17 protein-coding genes are annotated in these 20,306 nt (G+C 61.3%); 14 read left to right on the top strand and 3 right to left on the bottom strand.

All coding sequences use genetic code 11. The annotated features are described in order from the left end of the window. The first annotated feature begins 117 nt into the window (after positions 1 to 117). From ADJ70_RS10655 to ADJ70_RS10645, 3 genes are read left to right on the top strand one after another with little or no spacing between them, the layout of a single operon-like run. Positions 118 to 783 carry a GTP pyrophosphokinase family protein gene (locus tag ADJ70_RS10655; protein ID WP_253273182.1) on the top strand — a complete coding sequence of 222 codons (666 nt, stop codon included), beginning with the start codon at positions 118 to 120 and terminating at the stop codon, positions 781 to 783. Further along, positions 780 to 1,463 (top strand): response regulator transcription factor, encoded by a 684-nt coding sequence (locus ADJ70_RS10650; protein WP_050341311.1) that lies wholly within the window; start codon positions 780 to 782, stop codon positions 1,461 to 1,463. The genes ADJ70_RS10655 and ADJ70_RS10650 overlap by 4 nt, the downstream gene beginning before the upstream one ends. Before the next feature lie 46 nt (positions 1,464 to 1,509). Beyond that, positions 1,510 to 2,757, top strand: coding sequence for a HAMP domain-containing sensor histidine kinase (locus tag ADJ70_RS10645; protein ID WP_050341308.1), 1,248 nt, complete (start codon positions 1,510 to 1,512; stop codon positions 2,755 to 2,757). Between the two features lie 73 nt (positions 2,758 to 2,830). Here the strand turns inward: ADJ70_RS10645 and ADJ70_RS10640 are convergent, their stop codons facing one another. Then, positions 2,831 to 3,994, bottom strand: coding sequence for a DUF4179 domain-containing protein (locus tag ADJ70_RS10640; protein WP_050341306.1), 1,164 nt, complete (start codon positions 3,992 to 3,994; stop codon positions 2,831 to 2,833). 21 nt (positions 3,995 to 4,015) lie between these two features. Next, positions 4,016 to 4,543, bottom strand: coding sequence for an RNA polymerase sigma factor (locus ADJ70_RS10635; protein WP_050341304.1), 528 nt, complete (start codon positions 4,541 to 4,543; stop codon positions 4,016 to 4,018). A 188-nt stretch (positions 4,544 to 4,731) separates the two neighbouring features. On the opposite strand from ADJ70_RS10635, the gene ADJ70_RS10630 reads away from it, so the two are divergent. From ADJ70_RS10630 to ADJ70_RS10600, 7 genes are all read left to right on the top strand, one after another. Further along, the gene (locus tag ADJ70_RS10630) at positions 4,732 to 5,781 is read left to right on the top strand and encodes an inorganic phosphate transporter (RefSeq protein WP_050341302.1); all 1,050 of its coding nucleotides are present in this window, start codon (positions 4,732 to 4,734) and stop codon (positions 5,779 to 5,781) included. A 76-nt stretch (positions 5,782 to 5,857) separates the two neighbouring features. Continuing rightward, a complete protein-coding gene (locus tag ADJ70_RS10625) occupies positions 5,858 to 6,490 on the top strand; it encodes a DUF47 domain-containing protein (RefSeq protein WP_050341300.1) in 633 nt (210 codons plus the stop codon). A gap of 247 nt (positions 6,491 to 6,737) precedes the next feature. Beyond that, entirely contained in the window at positions 6,738 to 7,760 is a 1,023-nt protein-coding gene (gene nadA, locus ADJ70_RS10620; protein ID WP_216597257.1) for a quinolinate synthase NadA, read from the top strand. After that, a complete protein-coding gene (locus tag ADJ70_RS10615) occupies positions 7,760 to 9,010 on the top strand; it encodes an L-aspartate oxidase (RefSeq protein ID WP_083443967.1) in 1,251 nt (416 codons plus the stop codon). Before nadA ends, ADJ70_RS10615 begins: the two co-directional genes overlap by 1 nt. Next, on the top strand, positions 9,007 to 9,948 hold the full coding sequence (gene nadC / locus ADJ70_RS10610; protein WP_050341296.1) for a carboxylating nicotinate-nucleotide diphosphorylase: 942 nt from the start codon (positions 9,007 to 9,009) through the stop codon (positions 9,946 to 9,948). Before ADJ70_RS10615 ends, nadC begins: the two co-directional genes overlap by 4 nt. After that, the gene (locus ADJ70_RS10605) at positions 9,945 to 10,490 is read left to right on the top strand and encodes a transcription repressor NadR (protein WP_050341294.1); all 546 of its coding nucleotides are present in this window, start codon (positions 9,945 to 9,947) and stop codon (positions 10,488 to 10,490) included. The genes nadC and ADJ70_RS10605 overlap by 4 nt, the downstream gene beginning before the upstream one ends. 183 nt (positions 10,491 to 10,673) lie before the next feature. Then, positions 10,674 to 11,705: a branched-chain amino acid aminotransferase gene (locus tag ADJ70_RS10600; RefSeq protein ID WP_050341292.1), complete on the top strand. Its 1,032-nt coding sequence runs from the start codon at positions 10,674 to 10,676 to the stop codon at positions 11,703 to 11,705. A 108-nt stretch (positions 11,706 to 11,813) separates the two neighbouring features. On the opposite strand, the gene treR is transcribed toward ADJ70_RS10600, so the two are convergent. Then, on the bottom strand, positions 11,814 to 12,578 hold the full coding sequence (gene treR, locus ADJ70_RS10595) for a trehalose operon repressor (RefSeq protein WP_253273181.1): 765 nt from the start codon (positions 12,576 to 12,578) through the stop codon (positions 11,814 to 11,816). A 204-nt stretch (positions 12,579 to 12,782) separates the two neighbouring features. Between treR and treP the strand changes: the two genes are divergently transcribed. The 4 genes from treP (at position 12,783) to ADJ70_RS10575 (ending at position 20,034) form a co-directional block, all read left to right on the top strand. Further along, positions 12,783 to 14,786, top strand: coding sequence for a PTS system trehalose-specific EIIBC component (gene treP / locus ADJ70_RS10590; RefSeq protein ID WP_050341289.1), 2,004 nt, complete (start codon positions 12,783 to 12,785; stop codon positions 14,784 to 14,786). A gap of 82 nt (positions 14,787 to 14,868) precedes the next feature. Then, on the top strand, positions 14,869 to 16,548 hold the full coding sequence (locus ADJ70_RS10585) for an alpha,alpha-phosphotrehalase (RefSeq protein ID WP_050341287.1): 1,680 nt from the start codon (positions 14,869 to 14,871) through the stop codon (positions 16,546 to 16,548). A gap of 321 nt (positions 16,549 to 16,869) precedes the next feature. Beyond that, positions 16,870 to 18,183: a histidine--tRNA ligase gene (gene hisS, locus ADJ70_RS10580; RefSeq protein ID WP_050341285.1), complete on the top strand. Its 1,314-nt coding sequence runs from the start codon at positions 16,870 to 16,872 to the stop codon at positions 18,181 to 18,183. A gap of 501 nt (positions 18,184 to 18,684) precedes the next feature. Then, positions 18,685 to 20,034, top strand: a complete 1,350-nt coding sequence (locus tag ADJ70_RS10575) for a CapA family protein (protein ID WP_172674492.1) — start codon at positions 18,685 to 18,687, stop codon at positions 20,032 to 20,034. Positions 20,035 to 20,306 lie beyond the last annotated feature (272 nt).

The raw sequence follows: 20,306 nt of genomic DNA, 5'->3' as shown, positions 1-20,306 counted from the left end.
GTTCTTGATGGTGTCGTCCCTTCTCCCTCAGCCGCGACCCCCTTTCTGAGATGCTGCTACGCTAGTATCGTCCATGCAGGTCTCTAAGGTGAGCAGGTCTTGAGGAGGAGTCGCTTGGTGGACAAAACGGACATGACGGGTGGCCAGAGCCCGATCGATGCCGATGATCCCATCTTCGGCGGGCGCCGCGACGAGTTTGTGACCATGCTTGATGACTTCATGGGCAGGGTCTTGGCCATTCGCGCGAGGCTTAAGGCCGAGCGGGGAGAGGATCCCGTGGAGCATTGCCTGGGCAGGGTCAAGAGTGCGGCGAGTCTGCATGAGAAGTGTCAGCGCAAGGGTCTGCCCGAGACCTGCGAGGCAGCCTTCGAGCACGTCCGCGACATCATCGGTATCCGCGTGGTCTGCGCCTTTCTGAACGACGTCTACTTGATGCGTGACAGCATCTCTGAGCTGCCGGGTGTCGAGGTCGCGTGCGAGAAGGACTACATCCGTCATGTGAAGCCCAACGGCTACCGTAGCCTGCATCTGGTGCTCTTGGTGGACGGCAGGACCTACATCGAGGTGCAGATCAGGACGATCTCGCAGGATACCTGGGCGGCTCTCGAGCACCAGATGAAGTACAAGCACGAGATCGCAGGTGATGCGTCGCTCATAATCGCCGAGCTCAAGCGTTGTGCCGATGAGCTTGCCTCGACGGACATCTCGATGCAGACGATTCGTGACATGATTCGCGGCACCATCCCGCGCGATGTTGTTGCAGTGAGGGAGGACGTGCAATGAAGATCTTGGTCGCAGAGGACACACGCGACCTCAACCGTGCCCTTGAGGTGATACTCGAGCAGAGCGGCTATGAGGTGACCTGTGTCTTTGACGGGCGGGAGGCACTCGACAGGGCGCTCTCGCAGAGCTTTGACGGCATCATCCTCGACATCATGATGCCCAAGATGGACGGCCTCGAAGCCCTGCGCGAGATGCGCGGGCGTGGTATCGTGGCGCCCGTCCTCTTGCTTACGGCGAAGGCCGAGGTGGACGATCGCGTGGTTGGCCTTGACGCCGGGGCTGACGACTATCTTCCCAAGCCCTTCGCGATGAAGGAGCTTCTTGCCCGCGTACGCGCCTTGTGCAAGCGTCGCTCGGGCTATTCTGACGTCGATCTCAGCTTTGGGGACATTCGCTTGCGCGCTGACACCTTTGAGCTTGCCTGCGAGAACACGGTGCGCCTCTCCGTGAAGGAGCTGGAGCTCATGCAGCTCCTGATACGGAATGCCGACCATCCCCTGGCATCTGAGTTCGTGTTGGGCCGGATCTGGGAGGATGATCGCTCGGCGACGGGGGAGACGCTCGCCCTCTATGTTTCTTACCTTAGGGCCAAGCTCAAGGCAGTGGCATCAACGCTTGCGGTGATGGTGAACGACGAGGGTGGTATTCGGCTCGTTGCCCGCGAGGTCGCCGTGCGTTGACGGACCCTGAGGGCAAGTACTCACGCGCACACGGGGGGAGCAGGTCATGGGGGCCACGTCCATACAACGCCTACGTACGAAGTTCATCGCGGTCATGCTGGGTGCGTTCTTCTTGACCATGCTCCTCATAGCGCTGCTCGTCAATGGGGCGTACGTCAGCCTTGCGCAGGCGCGGATGAACAGCACCTTGCAGTCCATCATCGAGAACAATGGCCAGCTTCCCGTGATCGACGTGGACAACCTGGCTCCTAGCAGCGGGCTTGGTTTGCGCTATTTCGTCGTGACGCTGCGTGCTGACGGTACGTTCGAGGAGCTTCGCAATGACAGCGACAAGTCAATAGATCGACAGCACGCCCAGGAACTGGCCAGGAAAGCCGCCTCTTCCATCTTTACGTCGGGATCGATCGACAACTACTACTATAAGGTTTCAGACTCCCCAACCGCAGACGGTAGGAAGGTCATAGCCTTCATGAACGGTTCGGTCGAGCTGGAAGAGGGCAGGCAGGTCATGGGCTATACCCTCGTCTTTCTGGGCGTGGGGTTGCTCCTTGCCTTCGTGCTCGTGTGGTTTATCTCCATGCGGGCCATCAGGCCCGAGATTGAGGCGGCACGGCGCCAGAGCGAGTTCATCACCAACGCGAGTCACGAGCTCAAGACCCCGCTTGCCGTCATACGTGCCAACACTGAGCTGAGCGAGACCATCCAGGGCGAGAGCGAGTGGAGCCAGTCCACGCTCCGGCAGGTCGACTACCTCGATGGTCTCGTGAAGAACCTCGTGGAGTTTTCCCGTTCCAACGAGGTCGAGGACGAGAGCGAGGGCGAGGCCAAGGAGCTTGACGTCTCTGCCATTGTCGCGTCGGCGGCCTCGCCATTCGAGTCACTGGCACAGAGCCGGGACGTGACACTTGACATAGGTGTGGACGCGGGAGTTCACCTGGCTGTGAGCGAGGGGAAGCTTCGCCAGCTCGTCCGCCTCCTCGTTGACAACGCGGTCAAGTACTGCGACGGTGGCGGCAAGGTGTCGGTGCGCGCCAGACAGGTGCGGCAGATAGGGATACCCTATATTCGTAGGCAGGGGATCCGCATCGTGGTCTCGAACAGCTATGCCAAGGGCAAGGACGTGGACTACGAGCGGCTCTTTGAGCGCTTCTACCGAGGCGACAAGGCCCACTCGAACCAGGGTGGCTATGGCATCGGCCTCTCCGTTGCCCAGCGCATCTGCGAGGAGGCGGGGGGCTCCATCAAGGCGATGTGGAAGGACGGCATCGTCAGCTTCGTCTGCCTGCTGTACTGACGATGCCGCCCGCGTCACCTGTGTTCAGTCGAAGTCATCCGTGTCTCGTCGCCCACGAGGGTCGGTCGTGGCCTCACTGTACGCTGAACGTGGTGTCACCGATGGTGACGGAGCTCACCTCACTTGCGTCGATGATCCTGGGGAGGAAGCTGGACTTCTCGACTCGCGTGCTGTTCTGGTCGTCGGGCCCGGTGCTACCGCCCCCAAGATCCTTGAACGTGATCGTGCTGCCGTCGCGCAGGGTGATCGTGACCATGCCCAGGTTCAGGAGCTGGTCCATACGCGCCTCGAGCTCTGGGGGCATCTGTCCGCTGGGTGCGTCGGGAAGGTTCGCCGCCTCGTGCACGGTGTAGCTCAGCGAGAGTGCGATGGGCGAGACGGACAGCTTGTCCATGGTGGCCTCAAGCCCGTTGATGGAGAAGACCTGGCCGCTTGGGATCTCGACAGCCGCGTCCTCGTAGTTCATCTTGAACTTGAGGTTCCAGTGCCCCGAGATGACCGGCTCGGTCTGGGCCGACTCGCTATCAAAGACGCAGAGGTCGGTGAAGCTGGCGTAGGCGGTCTGGCCCACGATGCTTGCGCCATCGGTTGACAGTGACATCTCCTCGACGTACTGGATGGAGTTGTCGGAGGGGTCGCTGTCGTAGAAGTGGCTGCTTCCGTTCGCCCCCCAGACACCATGGACCCATGTGGTCTGGTCACCGAACTTGAGGGGCAGGTTTCCGTACTCGTCGGCCTTGACCTCCGTTATGGGCTTCCCGTCATCCCTTGAGATGCTGTAGACGATGACGTAGTTCTGCGCGTCGCCGATGACGGCGTCTGCGGTGATGGTCACCCCATTGGCGTGTGCGCTCGCGCCGATGGGCCTGCCTATCTTACTCACGACCTCGGTGTTGGCGGGCGCCCCGTTGAAGACGTCATCCACGAGGCCGAGCACGCCTATGCGCACACCGCTCGCGTAGGCGATGCCACCCGCTCCCAAGGCTGCCGCGAGGACGACCGCTGCCACGGCAGCGGCGATGCGCCAAGCGGGCCACTTCCTCCCGAAGTGTAGGATCTGTGCCTTGTTCTTGCCTGTGCCTGTCATGCCATCCGCCTCCTTCTCGAGCTTGCCTGCCATCCTCGCCTTCGCACCGTCCGAGAAGGACAGCTTGCCCATCGCGGACGCGTAGGTGGCCTTGAGTCTCTCTTCGGGTCTCCCCTCCACTTCGAGCGTCTTGTCCGTCATGTCATCCATGATGTCCTCCTTACCTTGTCCTCAACAGTCTCCTTGTTCTGCCAAGCGTGTCCGCAAGAGCTTCCGTGCCCTGCTCAGGCGTTTCGTGGCTGCAGCCTCGCTCACGCCGGTCATTCGCGCTATTTCCCGTAAGGGCAGCTCCTCGAAGTAGTGCAGGTGGATGACCTCCCGGTACTGGTCCGGCAGTTCGCGCAGGGCCCTGAGCAGATCAGCCTCCTCGTCGAGAAGCCCCTGGAACGTGGGGTCGCCCTCTGTCGCCGGCTCCCGTGCGCCCTCCAAGGTCGTGTCTTTGCGCCTCGCTGCGCGCAGCTGATCCTTGCAGGCATTCGCCGTCGTTCGGATGACCCAGGCCCGCTCGTGCTCGTCGCTCGCGAAGGAGGGTCGCGCTGTCAGCAGCTTGAGCAGAACGTCCTGGCAGATGTCCTCCGCGTCGTGCGTCGAGCGTAGGTAGCTGTAGCTCAGCCGCAGTATGGAATTTGAGTACAGTTGCACCAGGCGCTCGGCCTCGCGTGCCGTCGCCCCATCTGCCCCGCCCGTGGCCTTGTGCATGCCCTCCTCCTCTCTGCCCTCTGATTACAATACGATTCAGAGCGAGGAACCTGACGCGGCCCTTCGTCCGCGCTCGAAGGTCTGCCGTCCACCGTCTTGGGCTTGCGAACGACCCGTTTCGTCTATGATGGGGAGGTTACTGATAGGGACAGAGGCGCACCGCGACCTCCCTTCGCGAAGGGTAATGCATGATAACCATCGGTCACTTTCTGGAGATCCTCTTCCAGAGTCCCTTTCTTGTCGTCGTCATGGTCCTCATCTTGGGGTCCATCTTCGTGAATGGCTCCACGGACGCCGCTAACGCCATCGCGGAGCCGGTGGGCACCCGCTCGATCGGGGTGGGCGAGGCCATCGTCATGAGCGTCATCTGCAACTTCATCGGCCTGGTGGGCATGACCCTCATCTCTACGGCAGTCGCGGACACCATGAGCGGCATGGTCGACTTTGGCGGGGACACCCACGCCGCGCTCATCGCCCTGGCGGCTGCGACCGTGGCCATCGTGGGCTGGGGCGTTGGTGCCTGGATCTTTGGCATCCCCACGTCGGAGAGCCATGCGCTCATCGCGGGGCTGACGGGCGCCGCCCTTGCCGTCTCGGGGGGCCTTGAGGGCGTTAACATGGGGGAGTGGGCAAAGGTCATCTACGGCCTCGTGCTCTCGACTGTCTTGGGCTATGCGGCGGGCTGGGCTATCGCGAAGGTCATACCAATCCTGTGCCGCAATGCCGACCGACGACGCGCCAACGACTTCTTCGGGCGCATGCAGGTACTTGGCGCTGCAGGCGTCGCCCTCATGCACGGTGCTCAGGACGGCCAGAAGTTCATGTCCACGGCGATGATGGCCATCATCCTCGCCACCGGCTCGACCAACATGGCAAACGTCGAGTTTCCCCTGTGGATTATGGTGCTCTGTGCCGGCATCATGGCCATAGGCACCGCCGTGGGCGGCAAGAAGATCATCAAGACGGTGGGCATGAGCATGGTGCGCCTTGACAAGTACCAGGGTTTCGCCGCGTCCATCAGCGCCACGGCGTCGCTGCTCATCGCCACGCTCACGGGTTTGCCCGTCTCTACCACCCACACCAAGACCGCAGCCATCATGGGTGCGGGCGCCGCCGAGAACGTCCGCTCCGTGAACTGGGCCATCGCCAAGGACATGGTCTTTACCTGGGTCTTCACCTTCCCGGGCTGCGGGCTTATCGGCTACGTTTTGGCGAGGCTCTTCCTGCTCGTGTTCTAGGCGGTATTTCTCGGGCCTCATCCCGCACTCGGGGGCGCGCCCGTCCGTAAGAGACTCAGAGAGAAAAGAGAGGTACATGGCTCGCGCAAAGAAGGAAGATCCGTTTTACGCCCTTTTTAGGGACTTCTCCCAGGAGATTCTCGACGCATCCAAGGACTATGTGAAGTTCGTCGAGGGCTACCCGGAGACCATAACGATGATCCCCGGGATGAAGCTCCACGAGTCGCGTGCCGACGCGCACGTACGTAAGATCATGAAGGAGCTGTACACCTCGTTCATCACGCCATTCGATCGCGACGACATCTCGGACCTTGCCCTCAAGATGGATGACATCGTAGACTACATGGAGGGCGTCTGCACGGGGCTCGACCTCTTTAACATGAGCTCCACCCGCATTGAGGCGCGCGAGATGGCCGAGCTCACTCACCAGGCCATCGTGGAGCTCAACCTCATGTTTGATCGCTTGGCCGACTACAAGAAGGACCCCATCGTGCGCGAGAAGGCCATCGCAGTCGGCGAGATCGAGGACCAGGGGGATGACGTCTACGAGCAAGGCATGCACCGACTCTTCCACGATGACACGCTCGATGAGGCGCGCCGCGGCCACATTGTTGGCTGGATGCGCGTCTTCGATCGTATGGAGGCCTCGCTCGACGCCTGCGATGCCACCGCCGGCGTCGTGCGCTCCGTGATCATGAAGAGCGCGTAGGCCACCTGGTGCCGGATGCGGGCCGCTCGGCGCTCTAGGGGTGTATCAGTCCTCGTGTGGCACCCTTGCCTGCTGGCGAGGACGCTGTCCTTACTGTCCTGCGGCCGCCCACTGACAAGACAGCTATCTTGTCAGTGGGCGGAGAAACTGCCATACTAGGTCCAGGTCCGACGTCGACGCAAGCTCGTATGGGGGTGGCGCTGTCGTAGCCGGACGAGGCAGAGCGACCAGGGAGGGGAGGGACTTGGTGGAGACCTACACGCGCACGCCTCTGGAGGAGGCCAGCTACCAGGAGGCCCTCGAGCGTTACCACAGGGATGGTGGTCCCGTGCCGCATGAGTTCCCTGAGGGCTTCGAGTCTCTGTCCGAGCGCGTCCGCGCCCTCAAGCGCGAGCGGGACGCCGTCGTCCTTGCCCACTACTACGTGCCTGCCGAAGTCCAGGCGCTCGCTGATTACGTGGGTGACTCATTCTACCTGGCACGCCTTGCGTGCACGCTCGAGGCGAGGGTCATCGTGCTCTGCGGCGTCTCCTTCATGGGACAGAGCGTGAAGCTCCTGAACCCCTCGCGCACCGTGCTCGCGCCAGAGCCGCTGGCAGACTGTCCCATGGCACATATGGTGCGCAGGCAGGACGTGGACATGGCGCGCGAGCGCTTTGGCGATGACCTGGCCGTCGTCTGCTATGTCAACTCCACGGCCGAGATCAAGGCCTGGTCGGATGTGTGCGTGACCTCCTCAAACGCTGTCAAGGTGGTTCGCGAGCTGCCGCAGGGGCACATCCTCTTCATTCCGGACAAGAACCTCGGACGCTATATCGCACGACAGGTCCCCGAGAAGCACTTCATCCTGAACGATGGCTTCTGTCCCGTTCACCAGGGACTTGACTTGGGAGAGATCCATCTGCTCAGGCGCGACCACCCTTTTGCCGAGCTGCTTGCGCATCCCGAGTGCGACGAGGCGGCGCTCGCCGAGGCCGACTTCATCGGTTCCACGAAGCAGATCATCGAGCGCATCGTTGCGTCTGCGCGCACGGAGTTCATCGTGCTGACTGAGGCAGGCGTCCAGGCGCAGATCGAGAGGCTTACGGCAGGTCAGGGCAAGCGAGTCTTCTACACGAAGACCCCCCTCCTCTGTCCCGACATGCGCATGATAAGTGCCGAGAAGCTGCTCCGCTCCCTGGAGGAGGGCTATGGCGAGATCGCGCTGCCCGATGACGCCGAGCGCGCCAACGCGCCTCTCAGGCGGATGCTCGATTTGGCGGTGCGCTGATGGTGACGGGCGCGGGGACGCCAGTTGAGGGCGCGGGAGCTACCGGGGTCCCATCGACGGGCCAGCCCGCCCGCAGGATCACCTGCGACGTCGTTATAGTGGGTTGTGGCGTCGCCGGTCTTTACGCGGCACTTAACCTCCCGCGCTCGCTCAAGGTCGTGTTGCTCTCCAAGAGGGACCTGGCCAGCTGCGACTCGATGCTTGCTCAGGGCGGCATCTGCGTCATGCGCGACTACGACGACTACGGACCGTGGTTTGATGACACGATGCGCGCCGGGCACGGCGAGAACCGCGCCGAAAGCGTCGACACCATGATCTGGTCGAGTCGCGACATCATCAACGACCTCATTCGCAGGGGTGTCTCGTTCGACAAGCGCGAGGACGGACGGCTCGCCTATACCCGCGAGGGCGCCCATTCCCGACCCCGTGTGCTTCACCACGCGGATGACACGGGGCGCGAGATAACGACCACGCTCCTTGCTCGGGCGCTCGAGCTTCCCAACCTGCGTCTGCTCGAATGGCATACGATGGTCGACCTGCTCGTCTCAGACGAGGGGGGTTGCGAGGGCGTCGTCTGCACGACGCAGGAGGACGACGTGCTAGCCGTCCGCGCTACCGACACCATCCTGGCGGCGGGCGGTGTGGGAGGGCTCTATGAGCGCTCGACGAACTTCCCGTGCATGACAGGGGACGCCTGCCGCATCTGCAGGGTGCATGGGATCGCCCTTGAGCATATGGACTACGTGCAGTTTCATCCCACATCGCTCTATACCGGCAGTACTGGTCGGGCCTTCCTCATCAGCGAGTCCTGCAGGGGGGAGGGTGCCATCCTCCTCAACGCTAAGGGGGAGCGTTTCGTGGACGAGCTCCAGCCCCGCGACGTCGTATCTGCTGCCGTCTACCGCCAGATGAGGGAGGACGGCCTGCCCTTCGTGCGCCTCTCGTTCGAGCGCATCCCACGTAGCGTGACCTGTAGGCACTTTCGCAACATTCGCGAGCGCTGCCTCGAGGAGGGCTACGACATCTGCGAGGGACCCATTCCCGTCGCCCCGGCCCAGCACTACCTCATGGGCGGCATCCGCGTGGACCAAGACTCTCGCAGCTCCATGGAACACCTCTATGCCGTGGGAGAGACAAGCTGCAGCGGCGTCCACGGCAAGAATCGCCTGGCCAGCAACTCCCTGCTCGAGAGCCTGGTGTTCTCTAGGCTGGCCGCACGGGACATCGTCAGGAGGAGGCATCACGCATGAACTCGGTGACCCTCAGGCTCCAGGCGGAGCCACTCATACGCTCGGCCCTTCGTGAGGACATCACGAGCGAGGACATCTCGACGGCATCGGTCATAAACGATGGTGCCCAGGGCCAGGTCCGTCTGGTCGCCAAGCAGGGGGGTGTGATCTGCGGCCTCGACGTGTTCGAGCGGACGTTCCAGCTGCTCGATGACACGGCACGGCTGGTCGCGACGGTTCAGGACGGGGAGGAGGTCGTGGCGGGCCAGGAGCTGGGTGTCGTCTGGGCACACGTGGTCGCCCTGCTCTCGGGGGAGCGGGTCGCCCTCAACTACCTGCAGCGCATGAGCGGCATCGCCACCTACACGCGCGCGATGGCTCGTATCCTTGCTGGCACCGGGACCCGTCTGGCGGACACGCGCAAGACCACGCCCAACATGCGCGTCTTCGACAAGGAGGCTGTGCGTGTGGGCGGCGGCTCCAACCATCGCTTTAACCTCTCTGATGGCGTGCTGCTCAAAGACAACCACATTGACGCGGCGGGCGGCATCGCCCAGGCGGTTGCCGCCGTCCGCGCCCATGCGCCCTTCTTGTGCAAGGTGGAGGTCGAGGTGGAGACCCTCGACGAGCTTCGCCAGGCGCTCGACGCCAAGGTCGACATCGTGATGCTCGACAACATGGACCACAGGACGATGGCTGAGGCCGTTCGCATCGTGGACGGTGCGGCCGAGATTGAGGTCTCGGGCAACGTCACGGCGGCGAACGTCACCCAGCTCGTGGACCTTGGGGTGAACATCGTCTCGTGTGGGGCCCTCACCCACTCGGCACCCATCCTGGACCTGAGCCTCAAGCACCTCTCGATCATCACCGCAGGGGGAGGGTCCGTGGCACCTGAACGTTTCGCAGGGCAGACCTCAGGAAAGGGTCGCGACGACACTGAGGGTGTGGCTGGGCCATGACGGGAAAGGAGCGAAGGCGTCGCATCGTCTCCCTGCTCTCAGGAGCGAGAGGCACCCTCACTGGCGCCGGACTCGCCCAAAGCTGTGAGGTGAGCCGCCAGGTCATCGTGCAGGACATGGCACTTCTCAAGGCGGAGGGAGTCGAGATCCTCTCCACCAACCGGGGCTACTGCCTGGCGCCGCCCTCGAACGCTCGCCCCCGGAGGCTCATCAAGGTGCGCCACGATGCGAGCCAGGTGGCCGAGGAACTTAATCTCATCGTCGACCTGGGAGGCACAGTCGAGGACACGGTCGTCAACCATCACAGCTACGGCAGACTCTGCGCCCCTCTAAACGTGTCGAGCCGCCGTGACGTGCGACGCTTTGTGGAGGGACTGGCGAGCAGTCGCTCATCGCTCCTGAGCGGGATTACCTCAGGCTACCACTTTCATCATGTGAGCGCCCCAGACGAGGGGGTGCTCGACGAGATAGAGACCGAGTTGGGTCGCAGGGGCTTTCTCGCCAGCCGCACGGCCTGGGAACTTGAGTCAACCCTGGCGTGACCGCTGTGCGTTGCCAGTTGTGTGCCCGTGCGTGGACGTCGCGTGCGCACGATGTTTCGAGCGTGTCTCAGCCGTCGATGTTTTCGTGCAAGGCGCTACACTACTCAAGCGGATATGTATCGTGCGCGGGCAAACGTCCTCTCGCTCGCCCGGCAGCGCTCTTGACTCACGGAGGGGAATCATATGGATAAGAAGGATCTCGACTGGGGTAACCTCGGCTTTGCCTATCAGCCTACTGACTATAGCTATGTGTCCAACTACAAAGATGGCGCCTGGGATGAGGGTGCGCTGACGGCGGACCACAGCCTCAGGCTCTCTGAGTGTGCTGGCATCTTCCACTACTGCCAGGAGGTCTTCGAGGGTCTCAAGGCCTACACCGCCCAGAACGGTGACATCGTCTGCTTCCGGCCGGACCAGAATGCCGAGCGTATGTACAACTCGGCACAGCGTCTCGTTATGCCGCCTTTTCCCCGTGAGCGTTTCATCGAGGCGGTCGAGCAGGTCGTTCGTGCCAACGCCGCCTGGGTGCCTCCCTTTGGCTCGGGCGCCACGCTCTATATCCGACCGTTCATGGTCGCCACGGGCAACGTTATCGGCGTCAGGCCCGCAGACGAGTACCAGTTCCGCATCCTCGTGACGCCCGTCGGCCCGTACTACTCTGGCGGTGTCAAGCCTGTCAAGCTGCAGGTCTCCAAGTACGACCGCGCGGCGCCACATGGCACCGGCAACATCAAGGCCGGTCTCAACTATGCCATGAGCTTGCTTCCCTCCGTTGAGGCGCATGCTAAGGGATACGCGGACAATCTGTTTCTCGACCCGAAGACGCGCAGCTTCGTCGAGGAGTCTGGTGGTGCCAACATCCTCTTTGTCAGGAAGGACGGCACGCTGGTCGTCCCGCAGTCCCATACTGACTCCATCCTGCCCTCCGTCACTCGTCGCTCGCTTGTCGATGTGGCTAAAAAGATGCTTGGCATGACGATCGAGCAGCGCCCTGTCATGTTCGAGGAGGTTGACCAGTTTGTCGAGTGTGGCATGTGTGGCACCGCAGCCGTGATCAGCCCCGTCGGTGAGATAGACGCCGACGACAGACAGATCGTCTATGGCATGGAGCACGTCGGTCCCGTGATGAGGGAGCTTCGCGAGACCCTCACAGGCATCCAGGTTGGCGAGATAGCTGACCAGTTTGGCTGGGTTCACAAGATCACCTTGGGGTAGTGGCCAGTCTAGGCGGCGGGTGCGGGGCCTGCCTTGCATCCGTCTGCACGCTCGCGTGCCCGCGTACCGCCGGCGCGCCGCGTAGGGCTGTAGTTGGGGGTCTAGCCCCTACACCCGTCTAGCCACAGCGCTAAACGAGAAGCAGTCGGGGTGATGTCGTGACTGCGTGTACTCGAACATGTGCCCGTCTCCGTTGAAGGTCCGACTGCACATGACGGCGACGAAGTCAAAGCCCTCGAGGTCAAGGTAGCAGTGGTCTGTCTGCGTCGCCTTCTCGGCGGTGATCGTTCGCTTGCTTGTGACGATCTTCATGCGCAACTTGTCCTCGAGGTACTCGTAGATCGAGCCGGCCGCTCGTTTTCTCGTGAGGCCGGGGACGAGGTCCTCAAGAAAGTAGCTACGGTCCAGAATGTGCGGGCGTCCCTCAACTATCCGGACCCTGTCTATGTGGAGGAGTTTGTCACCCGCCTTAAAACCGCTGAGTCTCGCAAGACGAAGGTCAGCGGCGATGCGCTCGAACGTCTCGATTTTGGTCGCGGTGGAGAGATGGTTGCGGGCGGCGGCCTCCTTGAACGTCTCGATGCCGCAGGCCTTGAAGAGCGCCCGTTCGTGCGGCTGGTATATCACCCGCACGCCCTTGCCGTTGACGGGCTGTACGTACCCCTGCTGCGCAAGCAATCCGAGCGCCCTTCTTACCGTGTTGTGTGAGCATGAGTACCGCTCGACGAGGGTGCTTTCGGAGGGCACGAACGATTGGTAGGGGTAGTCACCCATCTTGATCTGCTCTAGGAGATCCTCATATATTGAACCGTAGATCGCCTGCATCTTTTCGTCCCTCGCCTCTGATGCTTCATTGACAACGCAACATCTCATGTCATACCCCGTTTGCAGGTCTCCTTACCGTTCGCGGTGAGAGTATCGCCGTTTGCTACAGCCCGACGTCCTCCCTTGACCTATTTGAATACGCGAGCAATAATTTTATTCAATGCTGGCATCAGCCTATTCGTCGGCGAAGAGAGCTGCGAAGGTTGCCATGAGGGTAAGAGATCCTGGCGACGTCAGGACGAAGGAGTAGAGATGGGAAAGTACGAGGGCGATGCCAAGGAGTTGCTGCGACTCATCGGCGGCAAGGACAACATCAGCGCAGTGACGCATTGCATCACGCGCATGCGCTTCGCCCTGGCTGACCCCGCCAAGGCCGATGTGCCAGCCATCGAGAAGCTTAGCTCTGTCAAGGGCAGCTTTACGCAGGCGGGGCAGTTCCAGGTCATCATCGGCAACGACGTCGCCGACTTCTACGATGACTTTGTGGCCGTCTCGGGCGTGAGCGAAGGTAGCAAGGCTGACGTCAAGGCTGCGGCCGCCGGCAACCAGAATCCTCTGCAGAAGGCTATGGGCGCCATTGCCGAGGTCTTCGCGCCACTCATTCCCGCCATCATCACTGGTGGTCTCATCCTAGGTTTTCGAAACATCCTGGGAGACATGCCCTACTTCGGGCCTGACGGCAACCAGACGCTCGCCTCCCTCTCGCAGTTCTGGACCGGTGTCTACGGCTTTTTGTGGCTCATCGGCGAGGCAGTGTTTCATCTGGGCATTCCCGTAGGCATCTGCTATTCAATCACCAAGAAGATGGGCGGCACGCCGATGCTGGGCATCGTGCTCGGCCTCACGCTCATCTCGGGTCAGCTCATGAACGCGTACAGTGTGGCGGGTGCCACACCAGAGGAATGGGTCAAGTATACCTGGGACTTTGGTTTTGCACAGGTCCATATGGTGGGCTACCAGTCACAGGTCTTGCCCGCCATCCTTGCCGCCATCTGTTTCAACTACTATGAGCGCTTCTTCAAGAGGATAACTCCCGCCCTCATACAGATGATCATCGTACCCTTCTGCTCGCTTTTGCTTGGCGTTATGACAGCCCACTTCATCGTCGGTCCCATCGGCTGGATCATTGGCACATGGATCGGCAACATCGTTATGGTTGGCATCTCGGGACCCTTGCGCGTCTTGTTCGGCGCCATCTTTGGAGCCGTATACGCTCCGCTCGTGATCACCGGCCTGCACCACATGACCAATGCCGTCGATCTGCAGCTCATCAACCAGACGGGCGGAACCATGCTCTGGCCTATGATCGCGCTCTCCAACATCGCACAAGGCTCGGCGGTCCTTGCCATGGTCGTGCTCCAGAGGAGGGACGAGGACGCCCAACAGGTCAACATCCCTGCCTGTCTCTCGTGCTACCTGGGTGTCACCGAACCTGCCATCTTCGGCGTCAACCTCAAGCACATGTTCCCCTTCGTGTGCGCCATGATCGGCAGCTCCATTGCGGGTGTCATCTGTACCGCGACCTCAACTACCGCTAATGCCATCGGCGTAGGTGGCCTGCCAGGTATTCTCTCGATCAACTCTAGGTTCTTCCTGAGCTTTGCGATCTGCATGGTCGTTGCCATCGCGGTTCCGTTTGCGCTCACCTACGTCGTGGGCAAGCGCAGGGGCATTGACGGAGGTGCTGGTGTCGATGACAGCGTACCTGAGGGAGAGAAGACCGCCACCGTTGCGGCTGCGACCTCAACAGCCAATGCTCCCGCACCCTCCGCCCATGGCGACGTAGTCGCAGATGGCAGTATCAAGGCAGTCGTGAACGGTACCGCTCGTACGCTCGCTTCCGTGGAAGACGGCGTCTTCTCCTCCGGTATGATGGGCGAGGGCATCGCGATCGACCCCTTTGACGGAGAGGTCATCGCACCCTGCGACGCTGAGGTCAGCGTCATGATGGCGAACTCAGGCCATGCCGTTGGCCTCAAGCTTTCCAATGACCTCGAGCTTCTCATCCACATCGGCTTGGATACCGTAGAGATGCAGGGTGACGGATTCACGACCTACGTCGATCAGGGAGATATGGTCCACTCCGGTCAGAGGCTCGTCAGCTTCGACAGAGACAAGATCGCGGCCGCTGGTCACAAGGATACGGTCATGATGATCGTAACGAGTGTCGGTCGGGCGGGTAAGCTCGAACTTGTGTCCAAGGGTGAGGTAGAGGCTGGAAAGACCACAGTCATTGGATATGGGACTAAGCAATAAGGTGTAAAACTCTGTCGGTCAGGTGGCGTCGCAAGCCCACTCTCTGTGCGGCGCCACCTTCGTTGAGGAGGAGAGAGGCACTATGGATCGAGCTGAGCAATTTGGCGATAAGGTTGTCTACCAGATCTATATTAGAAGTTTTAAGGATTCTAACGATGATGGTATCGGGGACCTGAGAGGCATCACCTACTGTTTGGACTATCTTAAGGAACTCGGAGTTGACTGCGTGTGGATAACGCCGTTCTTCGTCTCTCCCCAGAACGACAATGGATACGACGTCGCGGACTATCGGAATATAGATCCCGTGTTTGGTAGCATGGAGGACTTCGACGAGCTCGTGAGCGAGGCGAGGGAGCGGGACATCGCCATCATGCTCGACATGGTGTTCAACCACACGTCCACAGAGCACGAGTGGTTCCAGAAGGCCCTCAAGGGAGACCCCACCTATCTCGATTACTATAAGTTCGTCGACGCCGCAGAGGGTGCCACCGAGGAGAACCCCGGGGAGCCTCCCACGAACTGGGTATCCAAGTTCGGAGGCAGTGCGTGGCAGTACGTACCCTCGCTCAACAAGTGGTACCTGCACCTCTTTGACAAGAGCCAGGCCGATCTCAACTGGGATAACCCCCGCGTGCGAAACGAGCTTGCGGATGTCATCCGCTTCTGGAAGGCAAAGGGCGTCTCTGCCTTCCGCTTTGACGTCGTAAACCTGATCTCGAAGCCTTCCGAGCTGAGGAGCGACGATGAGGGAGATGGCAGGCGTTTCTACACGGATGGTCCGCACGTCCATGAGTATCTACAGGAGCTCGTGCGTGAGGCTGGCATCGACGATCTGATGACGGTCGGTGAGATGAGCTCTACCTCCATCGATGACTGCGTCCGCTACTCGAAGCCCGACTGTCACGAACTGGCCATGACGTTCAGTTTTCATCATCTGAAGGTGGATTACCTGAATGGCGACAAATGGGCGCTTGCGGAACCTGATATCAGCGCGCTGCGGCGTCTCTTTGCCGAGTGGCAGGAGCGAATGTCGGCGGACGGAGGATGGAACGCCCTCTTCTGGTCAAACCACGATCAGCCCCGTCCCAACTCGCGCTTCGGTGATGTGTCGAGCCGTGAGCTCTGGCGTCGCTCAAGTGAGCTGCTCGGCCTCTGCACGCATCTCATGCGGGGGACCCCCTACGTGTACCAGGGGGAGGAGCTGGGCATGACCAACCCAGGCTTTGCGTCCATCGATGACTATCGTGACGTGGAGACCAAGAACTACTACAAGATCTTGCAGGATGGGGGCATGAGTGCGGACGAGGCCTTCCATGTGGTGAGTGAGCGCTCCCGCGATAACTCGAGGACGCCTGTTCAGTGGGATGGCAGCGACCATGCCGGCTTTACGTCCGGTACCCCTTGGATCGGCGTGCCGGACAATCACCTCTGGCTTAATGCCGCCGTGGAGGAGGGCGACCCTGACTCCGTGTGGATCTTCTACCGTGACCTGATCAGTCTGCGCAAGGAGAATGCCGTCATACAGCGTGGTACCGTGCGCTTCCTAGAGAGCCCATCAGACAAGGTCATTGCCTATGAGCGCACCTTGGGGCAGGATCGCATAGTCGTTGCCTGCAACTTCTCTGGCGAAGACGTCACGGCTCTGTCGGCAGATACGGTTGCGGGCAGCAGCACGCTGATCGCCAACTGCGGGGATCCGACGTTTGACGAGAAGGGCGCGCTGAGCCTCAGACCGTATGAGGCCGTGGCGCTCGCGTGGTAGACGCCGGGACAATCGCTGCGTGACCGCAAGGCCCCGGCCTTCTGTCACCGTCCCGTTCGCGCTTCTCCCTCGGATATCCTCTCGCTCTATCTGGCGGTGGTGATGCCACCGGGCCTGTAGTCGTACTCCTGAGCGTTTGGCGCGCTGTCCGACCTCGTACTACCTCCGTGCCATGGATCGTGGTCTCATCGGACGGGATGAGTGTAGGCTGCGGCGGTTGCCCGCCGTCCGCTCTTGCGACTACCTCGGCTATACTGGCGGATGGCGGTGTCGCTCGACTATCACCTGAGGTAGATGATCATACGGGAAGAAGAAGGGGCCATGGCGCAGAGGATCCAGGGAACAGAGGACCTGTATGGCGGCTACATGCGTGGTTGGCAGCACATACAGGATACGGCACGTGAGCTCTTTGGCACGTACGGCTTCGATATGATAGAGACGCCGGCTATCGAGCAGGTGGACACCTTTGTCCACGGCATCGGTGAGTCGACGGACGTCGTTCGCAAGGAGATGTTTCGCGTCTTCTCGGGTGCTCTTATGGAGCGGCTGATTGGCGCGGGGGGTGAAGGTGGTCTTAAGGCCAAGCAGCGCATGGCGCTGCGTCCCGAGGGGACGGCAGGTGTCGTTCGAGCCGCTGTGGAGGATAAGCTCGTCTCTCAGGGCGCGGCTCCGGTTAAGCTTTGGTACGCAGAGGCAATGTTTCGTGGAGAGCGCCCACAGAAAGGTCGTTTGCGCCAGTTCCATCAAGTGGGTATCGAGTGGATGGGGGCACCTGATCCAGCAGCCGACGCCGAGTGTGTCATCGTGCTCATGGAGTACTTCAGGCTCCTGGGCTTCGATCCGGCCAGGCTTCGGTTACGCATCAACTCGATGGGTGATGCCACTTGTCGGCCTGCCTATCGTGAGAAGGTCCGCGACTTTATCATCGCCCACGCACATGAGCTGTGCGCCGACTGCAGGGAGCGTGCGGATGTCAACCCGCTACGTGCCTTCGACTGTAAGGTTGATCACGACCGTGAGATCATGGCTCACGCACCGCTTGTTACCGACCACCTCTGCGACACGTGTGCTGCGCATTATGCGCAGGTCAAGTGCTACCTGGACGAGGCGGGCGTCGCATATGTCGAGGATCCGACCCTCGTGCGTGGTCTTGACTACTACACCCGCACCGTCTTTGAGGTGGATGCGCTCGACTCTGGCGTCGGCGCCATCGGTGGAGGCGGGCGCTATGATGATCTGGTAGAGCTTGAGGGCGGCAGGCCTACCCCCGGCATAGGCTTTGCGGTGGGGTTCGAGAGGATATCCCTTGCCCTTGCGGCTTGTGGGGGCTCACTTGAGACCAAGCCGCCGGCCTGCGTCTACGTGGCGTGTGCGGCTCCCGAGCAGCGCGATGCCGTCTTCTCGACCTCGCTGGCGCTTCGCCGGGCGGGTGTCCGTACCGAGGCGGACTACCAGGGACGCTCGCTCAAAAGCCAGTTTAAGCAGGCGGATAGGCTGGGTGCTCGCCTGTGTGTGGTGCTCGGTGCGGACGAGGTCGCCTCGGGCACGGCGACCCTGCGCGACATGCAGACCCACGAGCAGGTCAGACTTCCCTTGGCAGAGCTAGTCGCAACTGTGAGCCAGAGAATCTCGTAGCGCTGTCGTGCTGAGCACTTCGTTTCAGAAGGTGGTCGTGACAGTATCACCACGACCCAAGTATGGGGATGTCCGCACATGTCGGTGACGTTTGGACAGTGGGTCTGCGTTACACTTGAGGTGGCATTCATCCAAGCTCTCATCCTCGGCGTGGTGGCTTGTGCCTACGATGGCCCTGGTGAGGTCGGATCGTGGGTGTGGCACAGAGCCTAGCGCACGACAGCGTACCGAGGGTGGGTCCGTGGGTCCATCTCAACCACTGAGTCTCTTTGGAGTGACATGGCCGCTTACATGCCCAAGCATCAGCCTTCGCGCCAACGTGCGGTCCCAAGATCGCGGAGAGTTGCTCGCCCTCCATGCCGTCCTGTCCACACGCAGCCATCACGGCATTCGGCAAGGTCCGACTTTCGTCGTAGGACTCCGAGGAGGGACGCGCTGCACACCGCTCCCGCCAGGTTCGCTTCCGCCAAGGGCCGCAGGCGCAAGGGCAGGGTCATACGTGTGTCGGTCGTGGTCACGCTCGTCGTGACAGTGCTCGTGGTCATCGGGCTAGCTGGCCTGACTAAGCCGCTTTCGAATGGGTTTAACTCCATTCAATCATGGTTCGCTCAGATGCTGGGTGACCCGAGCGCGAGCCCTTCCGATCCCTTGGTACAGGGGACGTCGGGGCGAGGGGCAGTGGCGATCCGCGAGAAGACACCCGGCCAAGGGTCCGTGACCATCGACCTCGTGATGGTCGGTGACGTGCTGCAGCATACGGGTGTCTATCGGAGTGGTAAGCAAGCGGACGGCAGTTACAACTTCGATCATGTCTTTTCGCATATTGTCCCCGCACTCGAGGGGGTGGATGTCAAGGTTCTGAACCAAGAGACGCCGCTGGGTGGTGCCGAGCTGGGGTATACAGGCTATCCCAGCTTCAACGGCCCACAAGAGATGGGTGACGCCGAAGTTACGGCTGGCTTCAACGTCATCCTCAAGGCAACGAACCACGCCATGGATCGCAGCTACGCGGGTATCCACAATGAGCTCGAGTTCTGGCACGAAAAACATCCCGACGTGGCCGTTCTTGGCGAGCGAGATGTCCAGTCCACTGACCCAGGCTCCCTAGATAACGTGTACATCTATAAGAAGGATGGCTTTAAGGTGGCGCTCCTCAACTATACCTATGGTCTCAACGGTATCCCGGACCCCCAGGGGGCGGTCTCGCTGCTTGATGAGGGGCGCATTCGCGCAAATGTCATGTCGGCACGCTTGCGGGGTGCCGACATCGTGGTCGCCTTCCCGCACTGGGGGACCGAGTACGTGAGCGCCCCGACCGCCGAGCAGCATAGTTGGGCCGAGGTCTTCCGCTCCGCTGGCGTTGATGTCATCATAGGGGGGCATCCTCACGTGATCGGTCCTGTCGAGATGTTGGGAGATGAGGGTGACAAACAGACTCTCTGCTTTTGGTCGGTGGGCAACTTCATCTGCACGCAGAGCGACAACTCATCGCTGATCGGTGGCATGGCCAAGCTACGGCTTGTCAAGGATTCGAGTGGCCATGCGTCAGTCTGGTCCTATCACTTCTTGCCGCTGGTTATAGACAGGGGAAAAGGCATGACCACGTACCTTCTCAGGGACTGGACGGATGCCCTCGCCTCTCAGAGCTCGACGCCGTCTCTTACGCCTGCCTGGGCGCAGGGCTTCTGCTCGTCGGTCCTGGGAGACGCGTACGATACTGAGACCAGCGAGCTTAGCGGCACGATGTCTCCAGAGGCCATATCGTCAGGTGACTTTGACGCGGCGGACGGCCAGCGTGCCACGAGCGCGATCCTTCACTTTGGCGGCACAGCTCTCGGCCCTGCGGCATAGGGGCTACGCAAGGGACCCAGACTCCGTGCGGGTGAGCTATCGCGTACGGAGAGCGTCTTGCTCCCGCCATCATCATCCTCAAGAATCCCGACGCCGTGCGGGTGGGTAGCTATCTCGCACCATCGCTCGTGACAAGTCTGTAACGCTGACATGCAGGCTCTCTGATGGTGGTCGCCTTTTGCAAGATCGCTGCTATCATAATCGCTTGTGCCCATCGTCGCAGTCTACGTCGACGGGTGGTCTGCTGGGGAGTCGCCCGTACGGCACGGGGC

It is taken from the genome of Olsenella sp. oral taxon 807, assembly GCF_001189515.2.
Classification (GTDB): Bacteria; Actinomycetota; Coriobacteriia; order Coriobacteriales; family Atopobiaceae; genus Olsenella_F.
This window is presented reverse-complemented; position numbering and strand designations above follow the sequence as displayed.